The 17,057-nt window shown below is 72.8% G+C and carries 15 protein-coding genes; 6 read left to right on the plus strand and 9 right to left on the minus strand.

From position 1 onward, the window contains the following. Window positions 1–7: 7 nt before the first annotated feature. The 3 genes from B5D80_RS12490 to B5D80_RS12500 form a co-directional block, all read right to left on the minus strand. Window positions 8–1,573 carry an MFS transporter gene (locus tag B5D80_RS12490; protein ID WP_088644012.1) on the minus strand — a complete coding sequence of 522 codons (1,566 nt, stop codon included), beginning with the start codon at window positions 1,571–1,573 and terminating at the stop codon, window positions 8–10. A gap of 135 nt (window positions 1,574–1,708) precedes the next feature. Continuing rightward, window positions 1,709–2,332 carry a transcriptional regulator gene (locus B5D80_RS12495; RefSeq protein WP_245854496.1) on the minus strand — a complete coding sequence of 208 codons (624 nt, stop codon included), beginning with the start codon at window positions 2,330–2,332 and terminating at the stop codon, window positions 1,709–1,711. A gap of 89 nt (window positions 2,333–2,421) precedes the next feature. Next, on the minus strand, window positions 2,422–3,459 hold the full coding sequence (locus B5D80_RS12500; protein ID WP_088644013.1) for an aminotransferase class V-fold PLP-dependent enzyme: 1,038 nt from the start codon (window positions 3,457–3,459) through the stop codon (window positions 2,422–2,424). Between the two features lie 152 nt (window positions 3,460–3,611). Here B5D80_RS12500 and B5D80_RS12505 point away from each other — a divergent pair, with 152 nt between their 5' ends. Then, a complete protein-coding gene (locus B5D80_RS12505; RefSeq protein WP_088644014.1) occupies window positions 3,612–4,472 on the plus strand; it encodes an SPFH domain-containing protein in 861 nt (286 codons plus the stop codon). 37 nt (window positions 4,473–4,509) lie between these two features. Here B5D80_RS12505 and dnaE read toward each other — a convergent pair whose 3' ends face one another. From dnaE to B5D80_RS12520, 3 genes are all read right to left on the minus strand, one after another. Continuing rightward, on the minus strand, window positions 4,510–8,040 hold the full coding sequence (gene dnaE / locus B5D80_RS12510; protein ID WP_088644015.1) for a DNA polymerase III subunit alpha: 3,531 nt from the start codon (window positions 8,038–8,040) through the stop codon (window positions 4,510–4,512). Window positions 8,041–8,207: 167 nt separating this feature from the next. Further along, window positions 8,208–9,788, minus strand: coding sequence for an MDR family MFS transporter (locus B5D80_RS12515; protein WP_088644016.1), 1,581 nt, complete (start codon window positions 9,786–9,788; stop codon window positions 8,208–8,210). Between the two features lie 10 nt (window positions 9,789–9,798). Continuing rightward, window positions 9,799–10,452 (minus strand): acyl-CoA-like ligand-binding transcription factor, encoded by a 654-nt coding sequence (locus B5D80_RS12520; protein WP_088644017.1) that lies wholly within the window; start codon window positions 10,450–10,452, stop codon window positions 9,799–9,801. Window positions 10,453–10,603: 151 nt separating this feature from the next. Between B5D80_RS12520 and B5D80_RS12525 the strand changes: the two genes are divergently transcribed. Continuing rightward, on the plus strand, window positions 10,604–11,143 hold the full coding sequence (locus B5D80_RS12525) for an RNA polymerase sigma factor (RefSeq protein ID WP_088644018.1): 540 nt from the start codon (window positions 10,604–10,606) through the stop codon (window positions 11,141–11,143). Further along, window positions 11,136–11,666 carry a hypothetical protein gene (locus B5D80_RS12530; protein WP_088644019.1) on the plus strand — a complete coding sequence of 177 codons (531 nt, stop codon included), beginning with the start codon at window positions 11,136–11,138 and terminating at the stop codon, window positions 11,664–11,666. The genes B5D80_RS12525 and B5D80_RS12530 overlap by 8 nt, the downstream gene beginning before the upstream one ends. On the opposite strand, the gene B5D80_RS12535 is transcribed toward B5D80_RS12530, so the two are convergent. Next, entirely contained in the window at window positions 11,663–13,147 is a 1,485-nt protein-coding gene (locus B5D80_RS12535) for a serine/threonine-protein kinase (protein WP_088644020.1), read from the minus strand. The two genes, B5D80_RS12530 and B5D80_RS12535, sit on opposite strands and share 4 nt — an antisense overlap. Window positions 13,148–13,283: 136 nt before the next feature. Between B5D80_RS12535 and B5D80_RS12540 the strand changes: the two genes are divergently transcribed. From B5D80_RS12540 to B5D80_RS12550, 3 genes are all read left to right on the plus strand, one after another. Beyond that, a complete protein-coding gene (locus tag B5D80_RS12540) occupies window positions 13,284–13,898 on the plus strand; it encodes a hypothetical protein (RefSeq protein WP_088644021.1) in 615 nt (204 codons plus the stop codon). Window positions 13,899–14,015: 117 nt separating this feature from the next. After that, the gene (locus B5D80_RS12545; RefSeq protein ID WP_088644022.1) at window positions 14,016–14,357 is read left to right on the plus strand and encodes a PadR family transcriptional regulator; all 342 of its coding nucleotides are present in this window, start codon (window positions 14,016–14,018) and stop codon (window positions 14,355–14,357) included. Continuing rightward, window positions 14,354–15,313 (plus strand): permease prefix domain 1-containing protein, encoded by a 960-nt coding sequence (locus B5D80_RS12550; protein ID WP_088644023.1) that lies wholly within the window; start codon window positions 14,354–14,356, stop codon window positions 15,311–15,313. Before B5D80_RS12545 ends, B5D80_RS12550 begins: the two co-directional genes overlap by 4 nt. 121 nt (window positions 15,314–15,434) lie before the next feature. Here B5D80_RS12550 and B5D80_RS12555 read toward each other — a convergent pair whose 3' ends face one another. Both B5D80_RS12555 and pdxT read right to left on the minus strand, forming a co-directional pair. After that, the gene (locus B5D80_RS12555; RefSeq protein WP_088644024.1) at window positions 15,435–16,187 is read right to left on the minus strand and encodes a YebC/PmpR family DNA-binding transcriptional regulator; all 753 of its coding nucleotides are present in this window, start codon (window positions 16,185–16,187) and stop codon (window positions 15,435–15,437) included. A gap of 259 nt (window positions 16,188–16,446) precedes the next feature. Beyond that, on the minus strand, window positions 16,447–17,052 hold the full coding sequence (gene pdxT / locus B5D80_RS12560) for a pyridoxal 5'-phosphate synthase glutaminase subunit PdxT (RefSeq protein ID WP_088644025.1): 606 nt from the start codon (window positions 17,050–17,052) through the stop codon (window positions 16,447–16,449). Window positions 17,053–17,057 lie beyond the last annotated feature (5 nt).

Consider the following 17,057-nt stretch of genomic DNA (forward strand, 5'->3'; position numbering starts at 1 on the left):
CACGAACCTACGTGGTTCCGGCCAGTTCCCGCTCCGCCACCGGCGTGGCGGGGACGGCCGCGTCGGGCCGGCCCGGCATCCAGCGCAGCACGATGACGATGCCGAGGGCGGCCACCACCGCGGAGATCGCCGCCGCCCAGTGCATCGCCGAGACGAAGGCGTCGTTGGCCGCCGCGATGAGCCGCGGGGCCGCCGGGCCGAGCTGCGCCGCCGCCGCGTACGCCCCGGAAACCGACTCGGTGGCCGCCTCCCGGGCCGGTGCGGGCAGGGCGTCGGCGACCGTGGCGATGTCCTCCCGGTAGACCGCGGAGAGCACCGAGCCGAGCACCGCGACGCCCAGCGCACCGGCGACCTGGCGGACGGTGTTGCTCACCGCCGAGCCGACGCCTGCCTTCTCCCGGGGCAGCGCCGACATGATCGATTCGGTGGCCGGCGGCATGATGTTCGCCATCCCGACACCCTGGAGGAAGAAGGCCACCAGCACCACCCAGATCGGCGTGGTGGCGTCGATGAAGGCGAACGCGGCCAGCGCCACGGCGGTCAGCACGAGGCCGACGGTGGCGACCGCCCGGCCGCCGTACCGGCGCACCATGGCGGCGCTGCGCGGCGCGAAGACCAGCTGGGCCACGGCGAACGGCAGGAAGAACAGGCCGGTCTCCAGCGGGCTGTAGCCGCGGACGAGCTGCATGTAGAACGAGCTGAAGAACATCACGCCCATGGCGGCGAAGAAGACCAGCCCGACGATCGCCACCGGGGCGGCGAACCGGGGCACCCGGAACAGCCGCACGTCAAGCGAGGGGTGGTCGCTGCGCCGTTCGTGCGCGACGAACCAGGCCAGCACCGCCACCCCGCCGAGGATCGCGGCCCACACGATCGGCCGGCCGAAGCCGTGCTCGCCGCCGTCGATGATGCCGTAGGTCAGCGCGACCAGGCCGACGACGGAGAGCAGCACGCCGAGGATGTCGACCCGCCCCGGGCTGGGGTCCCGGGACTCGGGCACCAGCAGGGCCACCAGCAGTACCCCGAGCGCCACCACCGGCACGTTGATCAGGAAGACCGAACCCCACCAGAAGTGCTCCAGCAGCGCGCCGCCGAGGATCGGGCCGATCGCCACCGCCAGGCCGACCGCGCCGGCCCAGACGCCGATCGCCCGGCCCCGCTCCCGGGGGTCGAAGACGTTGGAGATGATCGACAGGGTCACCGGCATGATCGCCGCGCCGCCGACGCCCATCAGGGCGCGGGCCGCGATCAGCTGGCCGGGGTTCTGCGCGTACGCCGAGAGCAGGGACGACAGGCCGAACAGGACCAGGCCGACGAGCAGGAACCGGCGTCGGCCGGCCCGGTCGCCGAGGACGCCGAAGGTGAACAGCAGGCCGGCGAAGACGAGGGTGTAGGAGTTGATCGCCCATTCCAGCTCGCCCTGGCTGGCCCCGAGGCCGTGCACCGGGTCGGCCAGGGTGCGCAGGGCGACGTTGAGGATGGTGTTGTCGAGGACGACGACGAGCAGGCTGACCACCAGCACGCCGAGGATCGCCCATCGTCTCGGATGTCCGGTGTTCTCGTGCGGTTGCATACGCTCCGGTGCTCCCCCCGGTTCACCCGCGCCGCTGAAATACGGAACGGGTCAGACTCGTAACGACGTTCACCTTACGAGCCGGATGTTTCGATACGACACCGGTTCGTATCTGATGTGGTACGGGTCACCCGGTCAGATCGGCGGGGCACAGGCGGCCAGCGCGGCGGAGAAGCTGGTCAACCGGGTCGCGGGGGGTGCGAGGGGCTCGATCCAGCCCGGCCCGGCGGCGTACACCCGTACCCCCGGGAAGTCGCGGCCGAAGCGGACCAGGCGGTACGCGCGGCCGGTGACCGGCGTCTGCGACCAGACCACCACGGTCCGCGGGCGGGCCCGCAGCACGGCGGAGCCCAACGCCACCCAGGGCAGCGCCGGCCCCAGGTGCAGGCAGCCCCGACCCTGCTCGCGCAGCGCGGCGGCCACCGCGTGCAGGCCCAGGCAGTGCGCCTCGTTCTCGGCCCCGGCGAGCAGCACCCCGTCGGTGCGCAACCGCCGGCCGGGAACCCTCCGGTGCACGTCCAGCCCGATCCGGATGCCCTCGGACAGGGCGTGCTCGACGGCGATCTCGGCGGCGTCGCGCCCGCGCAGCCCGGCGAGCAGCGGCACGCACACCGCCTCCCACACCGCCGCCACCCCGGCGTCGGCGGCGAACTCCAGCACCAGCGCGGCGACCAGGTTCGCGTCGAGGTCCTCGGCGGCGGCCGAGAGCCGCTTGTGCGCCGTCTCGACGACCTCGGCCGGCATCGGATCCGACAACACCAGACGCACCCCCCGGGTAGGACACCGTTACCAGGGGTTCGCCCGGACGGGGCGGTTCGGATGCGCCGTCGGGGAAAAACTGCGGTGGTTCAGCCGGTGAGCGCCTCCAACGCCAGGTCCACGTCCGCCTCGGTGGTGTAGAGGTGGAACGCGACCCGGACCTGCCCGGCGCGCACCGCCGCCCGGATCCCGGCGCGGGCCAGCCGCTGCCGCGCGTCGGGCACCTGCACCGCGACGATCGCGCTGTCCCCCGGCGGCCGGCCCAGCCCGGCCAGGAACCGGTTCGCCAACCCCACGTCGTACGCCCCGACCGCCGCCGGGCCGAGCGCGGCGAGAAGTTCCAGCGCCGGGGCGGTGCCCACCCAACTGAACCAGGCCGGGGAGCTGTCGAACCGGCGGGCGTCGTCGGCCAACCGCAGCGGCGGACCGTAGTAGGTGGACAGCGGCTCCTTGCCCGCGAACCAGCCGGCGGCGTCCGGACGCATCCGCTCGCGCAGCGCCGGGGCCAGGTAGGCCAGCGCCGAGCCGCGCGGCGACACCAGCCACTTGTACGTCCCGACCGCGACCGCGTCGGCCAGCGCAGCGTCGAACGGCAGCCACCCACACGCCTGGGTGGCGTCCACCACCACCAGCGCGCCGTGCGCGCGGGCCGCGGCCACGATCCCGGCGTACGGGGCGACGGCGCCGTCGGCGGACTGCACCAGGCTGAACGCGACCAGGTCGGTGTCGGCGTCGATCGCGTCGCACAGGCCGGCCAGCGGCACGGTGCGCACCCGCACCCCGCGTTCCTCCTGCACCAGCCAGGGGAAGAGGTTCGCGGTGAACTCGACCTCGGGGACGACCACGGTGGCCCCGGCGGGCAGGGCGGCGGCGATCGGTCCGAGCAGCTGCGACACGCCGACCCCGACCGCGACGTCGGTCACCGGCACCCCGACCAGGCCGGCGAACGCCTCCCGGGACCGCCCGGTCGCCTCCTCCCACACCTCGTGGGAGGTACGCCCCACCCGCCAGTCGGCCAGGGCCTCCTGCACCGCCGTCCAGACCGGCTCGGGCGGAAGCCCGTAACTGGCGGTGTTCAACCAGCCGGGTTCCGGCTGCCACAGCTCGCGTGCCTGCGCCAACTCCATGCGTCGAGGCTAGTGACACCCCCGCGCGCCCGGTCAGCACCAATCCGCCGGTGGTGGCCCGCACCCGCCGGCCACCCGACCGGCACCGGCTTGACCGGCTGACCTAGGTTGATGATCCACACAGCGACGCTCCCCTGGAAGGGTGATGCCCCGTGCCCGTCGGCTTCACGTTCGCCGTCATTCTCGCCGTCGGGGCGCTGGTCGCCGGCGCGGTCCTGCTCCTCGCCCGCCACCCGGGCGTCAGGCGCACCTGCGCGCTGGTCGCGCTCGGCTGCCTGGCCGGCGCGCTGCTGTTCGGGATCGGCGCCAGTGCGCACTCCGTGCCGATCCGCTCGGTGGGCATCGTCACCAGCTTCAACAAGCCGACCGGCGAGGTCACCGGCTCCGGGCTCAAGTGGGTCGCCCCCTGGCAGAAGGTGGGCGAGTGGGACGCCGGCCGGCAGAAGTACGACCACATCGGCGGCGACCAGTGCGTCCGGGTGCGGACCGGCACGCTCGCCGACGCCTGCGTCGAGGTGCTCGTCGAGTGGCAGGTCAAGCCGGAGAACGCGCCAAAGCAGTTCATGGACTACAAGGGCGACTTCGAGAGCTTCCGGGGCCAGCGGGTGGGGGTGCAGCTCGACAGCGCGGTCAACGACGCCTTCGCCACGTACAACCCGCTGGAGAAGATCGACGCCCGGACGGGGAACCTGAACGTCGACCTCAAGCCGTTCGCCGAGAGCATCCGGAGCAACGCCGAGGGCCGGCTCTCCGGCGACGTCGACATCCTGTCCGTCACCATCACCCGGGTCAACCACGACGACAAGACCGAGGGCAACATCAAGGCCTTCCAGGACAAGCTCGCCCAGACCCGTAACCTCGAACAGGACCGCCGCAACGCCGACATCCAGCGGCAGATCACCGAGACCAACGCCAAGGTCGACAAGGTGTCCCGCTGCCTGGAGATCGCCGAGAAGAACGGCAGCACCCCCGGGCTGTGCATCAACCCGGGGATCGTCACCGGCGGCAAGTGACCGGCCCGCCGGGCGGTGGTGGCCACCGCCCGGCGGGTCAGCTCACGTTGGCCGGGCCGAGGACGCTCTTGAGGTCACCCATCAGCGCGGTGGTGGCGGCCACCCGGAACGGGCCGAGCCGCAGGGTGGTCACCTTGCCGCCGTTGAGCAGCTTGACGTGCACCTCGGTGTCGCCCGGGTGCAGCACCAGGGTCTCCTTGAGCCGTTCCACCAGCGGCGGCGTGCAGCGGTGCACCGGGATGGTCAGCGTCACCGGCTTGCTGCCGGGGGTGCTGGTGACGTCCGGCATGGACATGTCCATCGCCATGATCCGGGGGGTGTCGTCGCGCCGGTCCACCCGGCCCTTGACCACCACGATCGCGTCCTCGGCGATGTACTGGCCGATCACCTCGTAGGTGTTCGGGAAGAACAACGTCTCCACCCCGCCGGCCAGGTCCTCCAACGCCGCCGAGGCCCAGGCCCGGCCCTGCTTGGTGACCCGGCGCTGCACGCCGGAGAGGATGCCGGCCAGGGTGACCACCGCGCCGTCGGGCACGGTACCCTCCTCCGACAGCGCGGCGATGGTGGTGTCGGCCGCCGCGCCCAGGACGTGTTCCAGGCCGAACAGCGGGTGGTCGGAGACGTAGAGGCCGAGCATCTCGCGTTCGAAGGCGAGCTTGTCCCGCTTGTCCCACTCGGCGTCGCCGATGGTCGGCATCACGGTGGTGCTGCCGGTGTCGGCGTCACCGAAGCCGGCCCCGAACAGGTCGTACTGGCCGACGGCCTCCTTGCGCTTGACGTCGGCGAAGGCGTCGATGGCGTCGGCGTGCACGGCGAGCAGGCCCTTGCGGGTGTGCCCCAGCGAGTCGAACGCACCCGCCTTGATCAGGGATTCGATGGTCTTCTTGTTGCAGACCACCGCGTCGACCTTGGACAGGAAGTCGTAGAAGTCGGCGTACTCGCCCTTCTCGTCGCGGCACCGCATGATCGCCGCGACCACGTTCGCCCCGACGTTGCGCACCGCGGCCAGGCCGAAGCGGATGTCCTTGCCGACCGGGGTGAACGGGCCGGCGGAGGTGTTCACGTCCGGCGGCAGCACCTGGATGCGCATCCGGCGGCACTCCGACAGGTAGAGCGCCATCTTGTCCTTGTCGTCACCGACGGAGGTCAGCAGCGCCGCCATGTACTCGGCCGGGTAGTGCGCCTTGAGGTACGCCGTCCAGTACGACACCAGGCCGTACGCCGCCGAGTGGGCCTTGTTGAAGGCGTACCCGGCGAACGGGACCAGGACGTCCCACACGGCCTGGATGGCCTCGTCGGAGTAGCCGCGCTCGCGGCAGCCGTCGCGGAACGGGATGAACTCCTTGTCGAGGATCTCCTTCTTCTTCTTGCCCATCGCCCGGCGCAGCAGGTCGGCCTGGCCGAGGGTGTAGCCGGCGAGGATCTGCGCGGCGCGCTGCACCTGCTCCTGGTAGACGATCAGGCCGTGGGTGGGCGCGAGGATCTCCCGTAGCGGCTCCTCCAGCTCCGGGTGGATCGGGGTGATCTCCTGGAGGCCGTTCTTGCGCAGCGCGTAGTTGGTGTGCGAGTCGACGCCCATCGGGCCGGGCCGGTAGAGCGCCAGCACGGCCGAGATGTCCTCGAAGTTGTCCGGCTTCATCAGCCGCAGCAGCGAGCGCATCGGCCCGCCGTCGAGCTGGAACACCCCGAGGGTGTCGCCCCGGGCGAGCAGGTCGTAGGCGGGCTTGTCGTCCAGCGGCAGGCCCAGCAGGTCGAGTTCCCGACCGTGGTTGAGCTGGATGTTCTTGACCGCGTCGTCGATGATCGTCAGGTTGCGCAGGCCGAGGAAGTCCATCTTCAACAGCCCGAGCGACTCGCAGGTCGGGTAGTCGAACTGGGTGATGATCACCCCGTCGGCGTCCCGGCGCATCAGCGGGATGTGGTCGATGATCGGCTCGGCGGACATGATCACGCCGGCGGCGTGCACACCGGTCTGCCGGATCAGCCCCTCGATGCCCTTGGCGGTGTCGATCACCTTGCGGACGTCCGGGTCGGTCTCGTAGAGGCCGCGGATCTCGCCGGCCTCGGCGTACCGGGGGTGCTTCGGGTCGAAGATGCCGGTGAGCGGGATGTCCTTGCCCATCACCGCCGGGGGCATCGCCTTGGTGATCCGGTCACCCACCGCGTACGGGAAGCCGAGGACCCGGGCCGAGTCCTTGATCGCGGCCTTCGCCTTGATCGTACCGAAGGTGGCGATCTGCGCGACCTTGTCCTCGCCCCACTTGTCGGTCACGTACTTGATCACCTCGCCGCGCCGACGCTCGTCGAAGTCGATGTCGACGTCAGGCATCGAGACCCGCTCGGGGTTGAGGAACCGCTCGAAGATCAGGCCGTGCGGGATCGGGTCCAGGTCGGTGATGCCCAGCGCGTACGCGACGAGCGAACCGGCCGCCGAGCCACGCCCGGGGCCCACCGCGATGCCCTGGCTCTTGGCCCACTGGATGAAGTCGGCCACCACGAGGAAGTACGACGGGAAGCCCATCTGGTTGATGACGCCCAGCTCGTACTCGGCCTGCACCACGTGCCCCTCGGGGATGCCCCCCGGGTAGCGCCGGGCCAGCCCCTTGAAGGTCTCCTTGCGGAACCAGGACTCCTCGGTCTCCCCCTCCGGCACCGGGAACCGCGGCATCAGGTTGTGGAACTCGAACATCCCGCTCGGGTCGACCTTCTCGGCCACCAGCAGGGTGTTGCGGCAGCCCTGCTGCCAGAACTCCGAGGAGTCGACGGCGCGCATCTGGTCGGCGGACTTGACGAAGTAGCCGCCGCCCTCGAACCGGAACCGGTTCGGGTCGGCGACGTTGCTGCCGGTCTGTACGCAGAGCAGCACGTCGTGCGCCTCGGCCTGCGCCTCGTGGGTGTAGTGCGAGTCGTTGGTGACCACCGGCGGGATGTCCAGCTTGCGGGCGATGGTGATCAGATCCTCGCGGACCCGCTGCTCGATGGAGAGCCCGTGGTCCATGATCTCCAGGAAGTAGTTCTCCTTGCCGAAGATGTCCTGGTAGGCGGCGGCCACCTTGAGCGCCTCGTCGAACTGGCCCAGCCGCAGCCGGGTCTGCACCGCGCCGGACGGGCAGCCGGTGGTGGCCATGATGCCCTCGGCGTGCTCGGCGATCAGCTCCATGTCCATCCGGGGCCACTTGACGTAGTGCCCCTCCATGGACGCCCGGGAGTTGAGGGTGAACAGGTTCTTCAGGCCCTGCGCGTTGCGCGCCCACATGGTCTTGTGGGTGATCGCGCCGTTACCGGAGACGTCGTCGCTCTTCTGTTCCGGCCGGCCCCACTTGACCCGGGCCTTGTGGTAGCGCGACTCCGGGGCGACGTACGCCTCGACGCCGAGGATCGGGGTGACGCCGGCGGCCATCGCCTGCTTGTAGAAGTCGTTCGCGCCGTGCATGTTGCCGTGGTCGGTGATCGCCACCGCCGGCATCCCCAGCCGGTTGGCCTCGGCGAAGAGGTCCTTCAGCCGGGCCGCCCCGTCGAGCATCGAGTACTCGGTGTGCACGTGCAGATGCGCGAACGAATCACCCATGCGTGACGCCCCCCGGCGGTGTGGATCAGACCTGCTGTCGACTCGACCGGCCCACCCTACCGGCCGGCCCCGCGCCGCATCCGATGCCGCTCCGGGGTGGTCCCGGGAGATCCGGCCGCCCCCGGTCCCGGCCGGCGCGGACGCCGGCCGGGACCACGCCGGGGCGGTCAGTGCATCGCGGTCAGGGCCGCCGCCTCCTGCTCGGCCCGCTCGTCGCCGCTGACCTCGTGCAGCGGCTTCTCCCTGATGAACAGGACCGCGACCAGGGCGAGCAGGGCGATCGGCGCGCCGATCAGGAACAGTTCCGAGGTGGCGGTGGCGTACGCCTCCTGCACGACCGCCAGGACCGGGGCGGGCAACGCGGACAGGTCGGGCACCTCGGTGGTGCCGCCGCCGGTGGCGCCGGCCGCCGGGCCGAGCCGCTCGGTCATCAGGCCGGTGACCCGGTTGGCCAGCACCGCGCCGAGGGCGCTGACCCCGATCGCGCCACCCATGCTGCGGAAGAAGGTCAGCACCGAGGTGGCCGCGCCGAGTTCGTGGGCGGGCACGTCGTTCTGCGCGGCGAGGACCAGGTTCTGCATGAGCATGCCCACGCCGGTGCCGAGCACCGCCATGTAGAGCGACAGCAACGGCACGCCGGTGTCGGCGTCGATGGTGCTCAGCAGCAGCATCCCGACGGTCATCACGGCCGCCCCGGCCACCAGGTAGACCTTCCACCGGCCGAACCTGGTGATGAGCTGGCCGGCGACGGTGGAGGAGACCAGCAGGCCGAGGATCATCGGCAGGCTCATCAGGCCGGCGACGGTCGGCGACTTGCCCAGCGAGGTCTGGAAGTACTGCGACAGGAAGACCGTGCCACCGAAGAGGGCCACCCCGACCAGCACACTGGCGACCGTGGTCAGCGTGACCGTACGGCTGCGGAAGATCCGCAGCGGGATGATCGGCTCGGGCACCCTCGACTCGACCCAGACCGCCAGGGCCAGCAGCACCAGCCCGCCGACGACCATCAGCGCCGTCCAGCCCGAGGCCCAGGCGAACCGGTGCCCGGCCAGCGACGACCAGACCAGCAGGGTGGACACGCCCGCGGTGATCAGCAGCGCCCCCCACCAGTCGATGCGCGCCCTGCGGCGGACCACCGGCAGGTGCAGGGTGCGTTGCAGCAGGACGATCGACAGCAGGCTGAACGGCACGCCGATCAGGAAGCACCAGCGCCAGCCCAGCCACGAGGTGTCGACCAGGACGCCGCCGATCAGCGGGCCGGCGATCGTGCCGACGCCGAACACGGCGCCGAAGATGCCGGCGTACCGGCCCAGCTCGCGGGGCGGGATCATGGCCGCCATCACGATCAGCGCCAGGGCGGTCATCCCGCCCGCGCCGACGCCCTGCACGATCCGGCTGGCCAGCAGGGTCTCCACGTTGCGGGCGAGCCCGGCGATCAACGAGCCGACCACGAACAGGCCGAGGGAGAGCTGGATGAGCAGCTTCTTGCTGTAGAGGTCGGCCATCTTGCCCCACAGCGGCACGGTGGCGGTCATCGCCAGCAGCTCGGTGGTGACGATCCAGGTGTAGACGGTCTGGCTGCCGTTGAGTTCGGCGATGATGCGCGGCAGCGCGTTCGCCACCACCGTCGAGGCGAGGATCGCCACGAACATGCCCACCATCAGGCCGGAGAGGGCCTGGAGGACCTCCCGGCGGGACATCCGGCCGGTGCCCGCCTCGGGCGGGGTCGACGCGGCAGTTGCGGTCATGGACGTTTCCTTACCGGGTTCGGTGCACGCCCGGCGCGGTCGCGCCGGGCCGGTCGGGGGTACGGGGGTCGGGCAGCCCGGCGGCGACGGCGGCGAACGCCTCGTCGAGCAGATCGGCCAGGGAACGGGACCCGCCGCCGGTGGCCCAGCGGACCATCGCGGTGCGCAGCGCGGCCCCGGTGACCGCCACCACGAGGGCCGGGTAGCCGTCGTCCGGGTCGTGGCCGGTGCGCGCCGCGAGCGCCTCGACCATGGCCTGCTCGGTCGTCGCGTTGCCGGAGACCAGCCGGGCCAGCAGCATCGGGTGCTGCATCACCACCTGCATCCGCAGCAGCCACAACGCGGCGTCGCCCTCCACCTCGTCGATCACGCCGGCCAGGGCCGACCGGATCGCCGCCAGCGCCGGCACCTGCGCCGGTACGGCGGCCAGCGCCCGCAGCACCCGGTCCCGGTCGCCCGCGGTGTCGCCGACCAGCGCGTCGTCCTTGGTGGCGAAGTAGTTGAAGAAGGTCCGGGCGGAGACGTCCGCCGCCTCGGCGATCTCCTCGACGGTGACCTGGTCCAGCCCCCGCTCGGCGACCAGGCGCAGCGCGGCGGCGGCCAGTGCGGCGCGGGTCTGCCGCTTCTTGCGGTCCCGCCGTCCGAGTCCCTCGTCCCTGGTCACGGAGGCAGCCTACGAACAAAAATGCAGTGCCTGCAAACTTGCGCAGTGTGACATGAAACTCGACCGGGGGCCGCGCCGGTCCGGGGTGGCCCGGCTGGGTCCCGGCGGCATAGCCTCGACGGCACCACACCACGGCGGTCGGGGGACGGCCATGCTCCTCGCGGACGACATCGACGACCTGGCCCGCGCCGCCGCCCGGGGCGAGCCGGGCGCCCTCGACGCGCTGCTGACGGCGGTACGCCCCGAGGTGCTGCGGCTGTGCGGCCGGCTGCTGCCCCACCGGGAGGACGCCGAGGAGGCCTGCCAGGACGCCCTGCTCGCGGTGGCCCGGGGCATCGGACGCTTCGAGGGCCGCTCGTCGTTCCACACCTGGCTGTACCGGCTCACCGCCAACCGGGCCCGGTCGACCTACCGGACGCTGCGCCGACGCTGGCAGGTCGAGGCCGGCGGGGTGCCGCTGCCCGACCCACCGGACCCCCGGCGCACCAGCGTGGTCGCCGGCACCCGCCTCGACCTGCTCGACGCGCTGGACGCGGTCCGCCCCGAGGCGGCCGAGGCGCTGACCCTGCGCGACCTGTTCGGCCTGTCCTACCCCGAGATCGCCACCCTGCTCGACGTGCCGGAGGGCACCGTGAAGTCCCGCGTCCACCAGGCCCGCCGCCAGGTCCGGGAACGGTTGACCGGTGGCTGAACGGACCGGCCGACGGCTGGCCGCCGCGCTGCTGCTCGTACCGGTGACGGGCTGCGCGACCCCGGTCGCCCCGCTCCCGGTCCGGCCACCGACACCCACCCCGGCGATCCCGGCGAGCGCCCCGGCGACCACCGTGGCCCCGACCCCGTCCGGCCCGGCCCCGCCCACCGTCGGCGCGCTGCCGACGCGGGCCGCGCCGGCACCGTCCACCCCCGACCGGACCCCGGGCACCCGGCCACCGTCGGCCAGCCCCCGGCCGAGCGCCTGCCTGGGCCCGGTCCGCTACGACCTGGTGCTCGCCGACACCGAGCTGGCACTGGTGAAGTCGCTGTGCCTGGGCGTCGGCGGGGTGCTCCGGCTCCAGGGGATCGGCCCCGGCGAGGTCACGGTGGACCGGGAGGACCTGGTCGACCGGAACTACGAGGCCGGCGTGGTCGACGTCCGCTTCCTGCGCGCCGGCACGGTCGGGGTGACCATCCCGTACGAGGGGACGACGTACCTGGTAACGGTGGTGGTCGTCTAGGTCGGCCGGACCCGCACCCCGCCCAGCAGCGCGTCGACGACGTCCGGCCCGCTGCCCGGCGGCGGGACGATCTGGGCGTAGAGCAGCCCGGCCCGGCCGGCGCGGGCGGCCGCCTCGACCAGCACCGGCCGACCCGCCGGGCAGGTGAACCGGGCGACCACCCAGACCGTCGCGCCCCGGCGGACCCGCCGCACCGGGGCGGCCACGCAGTCGGCGTGCGGACGCTGCGCGACGAAGTCCGCCGGGGTGGACCGCCGGCCCAGGGTCGCGGAGAGACCGACGAAGGCCCCCGGCACGGTCGGGTCGGTCGCCCACCGACCCGGATCGGGCGAGACGACGAGCGCCGGTTCCAGCCGCCCCCGCGCGTCGTACCGCCCGGCCCAGCCCGTCCCGGCGGCCCGCCAGCCGGCCGGCAGGAGCACGCTCACCGGCCCGCTGCGGCCCCACCGGCCGTCGGCCGTGGACCGGGCGGTGTCACCGCCGGTGGCACCCAGCGCGACCAGGATCAGGGCACCGGCCCCGGCCAGGCCCAGCCGGTGGGCCGCCCGGCGAACGGCAGTCGATCCCGTCGGGCCGGTCGCCAGCGCCTCCCCCGCCGGAAACGCCTCCCTCGCGCGGCGGGTGGCCGGGGGCCGGAGCGGCTCCCCGCTGCCGGCGGGGAGCCGGGCGTCGGTGGGGCGGCGGGGGCACGGCGGGGCCTGCGCGGTGGCCGGCTCGTCGGGTGGCCCGGCGGCCCGGCGCAACGCCGCCCGGAAGGCGTCCGCGTCGGGGTAGCGGTCGGCGGGGCGGGGCGCGGTGGCCCGGCGCAGCACCGCCACCACCGGCGCGGGCACCCCGGCAAGGTGCGGCCGGGGGCCGGGGCCGCCGAGCAACCGCAGGCCGAGCCGCCCCAGCCCGAACACGTCGCTGCGGGTGTCCACCACGGCAAGTGGATCGTCCTGTTCGGGCGCCATGTAACCGGGCGTGCCGGCGCGGGCGGTCAACCCGGAGGCCGCGGCGAGCGCCTTGGCCAGCCCGAGGTCGGCGATGACCACCCGTTCCCCGTCGGCGGTCGAGGTGAACAGCACGTTGCCCGGGGTCAGGTCGCGGTGCACCACCCGCTCCCGGTGCAGCACGGCGACCCCGGCGGCGATCTCGTCGAGCAGCGCCAGGGCCTGCGGCACCGGTGGCGTCCCGGCGGCCAGCCGGTCCCGCAGGCTGCCGCCGTCGGCCAGGGCCAGCACCGCGTACGGCCGGCCGTCGGGTAGCTCGCCGACGGCGTGCACCCGTACCAGCCGGGGGTGGTCGAGCCGCCGCAGCAGCCGGGCCTCGTCCCGGAAGCGTTCGCGGACCCGCAGGTCGTGGCTCCAGTTCTCGGCCAGCACCTTGATCGCCACCCGGGAGTCGAGCGCGGGATCGTGGCCGAGCCAGACGGTCGCGAAGGAGCCCGCACCGAGCAGCCGTCGCACCCGGTAGGGCCCGATCCACGCCGGAGTGCCCATCGTTCCACCCCCACCGCACGGTAACCGGCGTCGCCGGGTGACGGCGTCCGCCGGAGCCGGTCGGAAAACCGACGAACGGATTCCGGCCGGGCGGAGACCAACAGAACGACAGACCCGTACCCGCGAAGGAGTTGTCATGTACCGTCTCCGCACCATCCTGCTCACCGGCGTGCTGGCCCTGGCCGTCGTCGCGCCGGCAGTGCCGGCCGGGGCGCATCCCGGCGTCGCGTCGGGGTCCACGGTGGACCGCGCACCGGTGGCCGCCGCCGACCCGCGGTCGGGCGGCCTCCCGGTGCGCTCCACCGGCGGCACCGACCTGCTCAGCGTCCGGGGGGCGGGCCCGTTCCGGATCGGCGCGTCACTGACCCGGCTCACCGCGGCCGGACTGATCGACTGGACGGCCGTCGACTGCGAGGGCGTGGTCGTGGCCGGCGTCACCGGCGAGTGGGCCGGGAAGATCATGGTGGCCTTCCGCAACGGGCGGCTGGTCGAGATCGGTACCGCCACCGCGCCGCCCCGCTCGCCGGCCGGGGCGGGCGTGGGCATGTCCTTTACCGAGGTGGCGCGGATCTACGGCTCCCGGGGCGAGTTCATCCGCAACGACGCCGGGGACGCCACGGCGTACCTGGTGCGGTTCGGCAACCGGGTCGAGTTGTTCACAGGGCACCCGATCCGGCCGGGCGTCGGCTACTTCCAGGTGGGGCTGGCGGATCACGTCGAGCGGGCCTTCCGGCAGGGCCGCCCCTGCTGACCAGCCGGCCGGAGCCGGGGCGTCGGGGTTTACCCGACGCCCCGGTTCGCATGGTGGCGACTCCCACATTGCTGGGTCACTCGACATTAGTGTGTGCCACACAGTATCGTGTGACGCATGGTCAACGACGAGGTTCTGCGGACCCACCTCCAGGAGCTGCGCCGCGGCACGGTGGTGGTGGCCAGCCTGCTGGCCCTGCGCGCGCCCGACTACGGCTACGCGCTGCTGCAACGCCTCACCGGGCACGGCTTCCCGGTCGACGCCAACACCCTCTATCCGCTGCTGCGGCGGCTGGAGGAACAGGGACTGCTGACCAGCGAGTGGAACACCGAGGAGAGCAGGCCGCGCAAGTTCTACCGGACCAGTACCGACGGCGAGACGGTGCTGGCCCGGCTGCTCGACGACCTCGCCGCCGTACAGACCTCCGTGACCGGGCTGATCGAAGGAGTCGACCGATGACCACCCTGACCGACCGCTACCTCGCGGCCACCCTGCGGGCGGTGCCGGCACCCCGGCGGGAGGAGATCGCCACCGAGCTGCGGGCCGCCATCGCGGACATGGTCGACGACCGGGTCGGCGGCGGACAGGACCCGACCACCGCCGAACGCGAGGTGCTCACCGAACTGGGCCACCCCGAGCGGCTGGCCGCCCGCTACGCCGACCGCCGGCTCCAACTCATCGGCCCCGCCTACTACCTGATCTGGCAACGGCTGCTGCGCCGGCTGCTGACCGTCATCCCCGGCGTGGTCGGCGTCGTGGCCGGCGTGGCGCAGGCGACCGTCGGCGACAACCCGGGCGGGGCGATCGGGTCGGGCATCACCGCCGCCTTCCAGACCGCGGTGCAGATCGCCTTCTGGGTGACCCTGAGCTTCGCGATCCTGGAACGCACCAACGCCTCCCTCGACCTGCCCGAGTGGAACGTCGACCAGCTACCCGAAGCCCCGGTGGAGCGGGACATCAGGCTCCCCGACACCTGCGCCTCGGTGGCGATGATCCTGCTCACCCTGGCCTTCCTGCCCTGGCAGCACTTCCGGTCCTGGGCCCGGGACTCCGACGACACGCGCATCCCGCTGCTCGACCCGGCGCTGTGGACGTCCTGGCTGCCGGTGCTCGCCGCCGTGCTGGTGGCCAGCGTGGCACTGGAACTGGTCAAGTACCGCACCGGCCGGTGGACCTGGCCCCTCGTCGGGGCCAACGCCCTGCTCGACCTGGCCTTCGCCGTGCCGCTGATCTGGCTGGTGCTCACCGACCGGCTGCTCAACCCGGACCTGGTCGCCCGGTTCGACTGGCTACGCGACGGCGGCCTCGACGTCGCCTCCCGGGTCACGGTCGTGGTCATCGTGGCGGTCACGCTCTGGGATCTCGTCGACAGCGCGCTGAAGGCGCGTCGGTCCGCCACCCGGACCGACGCCTGAAGCCCCGGTCCCGGTCCGACGCACACGGGGGCGTCGGACCGGGACCGGCACCACGCACAACGGGCCGGTCAGCGGGGAGCACGTCCCCGCCGACCGGCCCGCCGGTGTTCCGGCCCCGCCGTCAGGCGTCCACCGCCGCCATGACGTCGTCCGAAACGTCGAAGTTGGCGTAGACGTTCTGCACGTCGTCGCAGTCCTCCAGCACGTCGATCAGCTTGAAGACCTTGCGTGCGCCGTCCTCGTCCAGCGGCACGTTGACGCTGGGGATCAGCGAGGACTCCGCCGACTCGTACTCGATCCCGGCGTCGCGCAGCGCGGTGCGGACCGCGATCAGGTCGGTCGGCTCGGAGACCACCTCGTACGCCTCACCGAGGTCGTTGACCTCCTCGGCACCGGCGTCGAGGACCGCCATCATCACGTCGTCCTCGGTGGTGTCGGCCTTGGGGACGATCACCACGCCCTTGCGGGAGAACATGTACGACACCGAGCCGGCGTCGGCGAGCGAGCCGCCGTTGCGGGTCAGCGCGGTACGCACCTCGGTGGCGGCCCGGTTGCGGTTGTCGGTCAGGCACTCGATCAGCATGGCCACGCCGTTCGGGCCGTACCCCTCGTACATGATGGTCTGCCAGTCGGCGCCGCCGGCCTCCAGGCCGGAGCCGCGCTTGACCGCGCGGTCGATGTTGTCGTTCGGGACCGAACTCTTCTTGGCCTTCTGGATGGCGTCGAAGAGGGTCGGGTTGCCGGCCGGGTCACCGCCGCCGGTCCGGGCCGCGACCTCGACGTTCTTGATCAGCTTGGCGAACATCTTGCCGCGCTTGGCGTCGATGACGGCCTTCTTGTGCTTGGTGGTCGCCCACTTGGAGTGGCCGGACATCTCATACCTCCGTCTGTTGACTCACGCCCCGCGTCGACTGGCCGCGCCGACTCCAGACCGGGACCGGCCGCGCTGGAGGGCTGCGACGGGCAGTGCCCGCGCCGAACCGCGGCAATCCTACCGAGAGCACCGACCCCGCCGTCACACCCGGCGCGTCACCAGCGCCGATCCACCGGCAAATCAGCACGAATGACCGGTTTGGTCGCGGGGTGGGGCGGCCCGGTCGCGGGGCGGGCGGCCTGCTCAGCGGGCGGCCTGCTCAGCGGGCGGCGGCGACCAGGTCGGCGAAGTAGCGGTGCAGGCGCAGGTCGCCGGTCAGCTCCGGGTGGAACGAGGTGGCCAGCAGGTTGCCCTGGCGGACGGCGACCACCCGGTCGACGGCCGGGCCACCGGTGACCCGGCCCAGCACCTCGACGCCGGGGTCGACCCGCTCGACCCAGGGGGCCCGGATGAAGACCGCGTGGAACGCGGGCCCGTCGACCCCGGCGACGCGCACCGGGGCCTCGAACGAGTCCACCTGGCGACCGAACGCGTTGCGCCGCACGGTCATCCCGATGCCGGCGAAGCCCCGCTGGTCGGGGCGGCCGTCCAGCACCTCGGCGGCCAGCATGATCATGCCGGCGCAGGAGCCGTAGACCGGCATCCCGGCGGCGATCCGCTTGTCGACCGGCTCGCGCAGGCCGAAGATGTCCACCAGCTTGCTCATCGTGGTGGACTCCCCGCCGGGGATGACCAGCCCGTCGACCGCGTCCAACTCGGCCGGCCGGCGCACCGGGCGGGCGTCGACGCCGACCCCGGTCAGGGCGGCGAGGTGTTCCCGCACGTCCCCCTGCAACGCCAGCACCCCGATCACCGGTCCGCGCACGGCCG

Origin of the sequence: Micromonospora wenchangensis, assembly GCF_002210435.1 — a bacterium.
GTDB lineage: Bacteria > Actinomycetota > Actinomycetes > Mycobacteriales > Micromonosporaceae > Micromonospora > Micromonospora wenchangensis.

What these genes read in the sequence shown, in the direction of transcription:
- B5D80_RS12490 (WP_088644012.1), bottom strand. Translation starts at nt 1,573, where the DNA reads ATGCAACCGCACGAGAACACCGGACATCCGAGACGATGGGCGATCCTC.
- B5D80_RS12500 (WP_088644013.1), bottom strand. Translation starts at nt 3,459, where the DNA reads ATGGAGTTGGCGCAGGCACGCGAGCTGTGGCAGCCGGAACCCGGCTGG.
- dnaE (WP_088644015.1), bottom strand. Translation starts at nt 8,040, where the DNA reads ATGGGTGATTCGTTCGCGCATCTGCACGTGCACACCGAGTACTCGATG.
- B5D80_RS12515 (WP_088644016.1), bottom strand. Translation starts at nt 9,788, where the DNA reads ATGACCGCAACTGCCGCGTCGACCCCGCCCGAGGCGGGCACCGGCCGG.
- B5D80_RS12525 (WP_088644018.1), top strand. Translation starts at nt 10,604, where the DNA reads ATGCTCCTCGCGGACGACATCGACGACCTGGCCCGCGCCGCCGCCCGG.
- B5D80_RS12535 (WP_088644020.1), bottom strand. Translation starts at nt 13,147, where the DNA reads ATGGGCACTCCGGCGTGGATCGGGCCCTACCGGGTGCGACGGCTGCTC.
- B5D80_RS12540 (WP_088644021.1), top strand. Translation starts at nt 13,284, where the DNA reads ATGTACCGTCTCCGCACCATCCTGCTCACCGGCGTGCTGGCCCTGGCC.
- B5D80_RS12545 (WP_088644022.1), top strand. Translation starts at nt 14,016, where the DNA reads ATGGTCAACGACGAGGTTCTGCGGACCCACCTCCAGGAGCTGCGCCGC.
- B5D80_RS12550 (WP_088644023.1), top strand. Translation starts at nt 14,354, where the DNA reads ATGACCACCCTGACCGACCGCTACCTCGCGGCCACCCTGCGGGCGGTG.
- B5D80_RS12555 (WP_088644024.1), bottom strand. Translation starts at nt 16,187, where the DNA reads ATGTCCGGCCACTCCAAGTGGGCGACCACCAAGCACAAGAAGGCCGTC.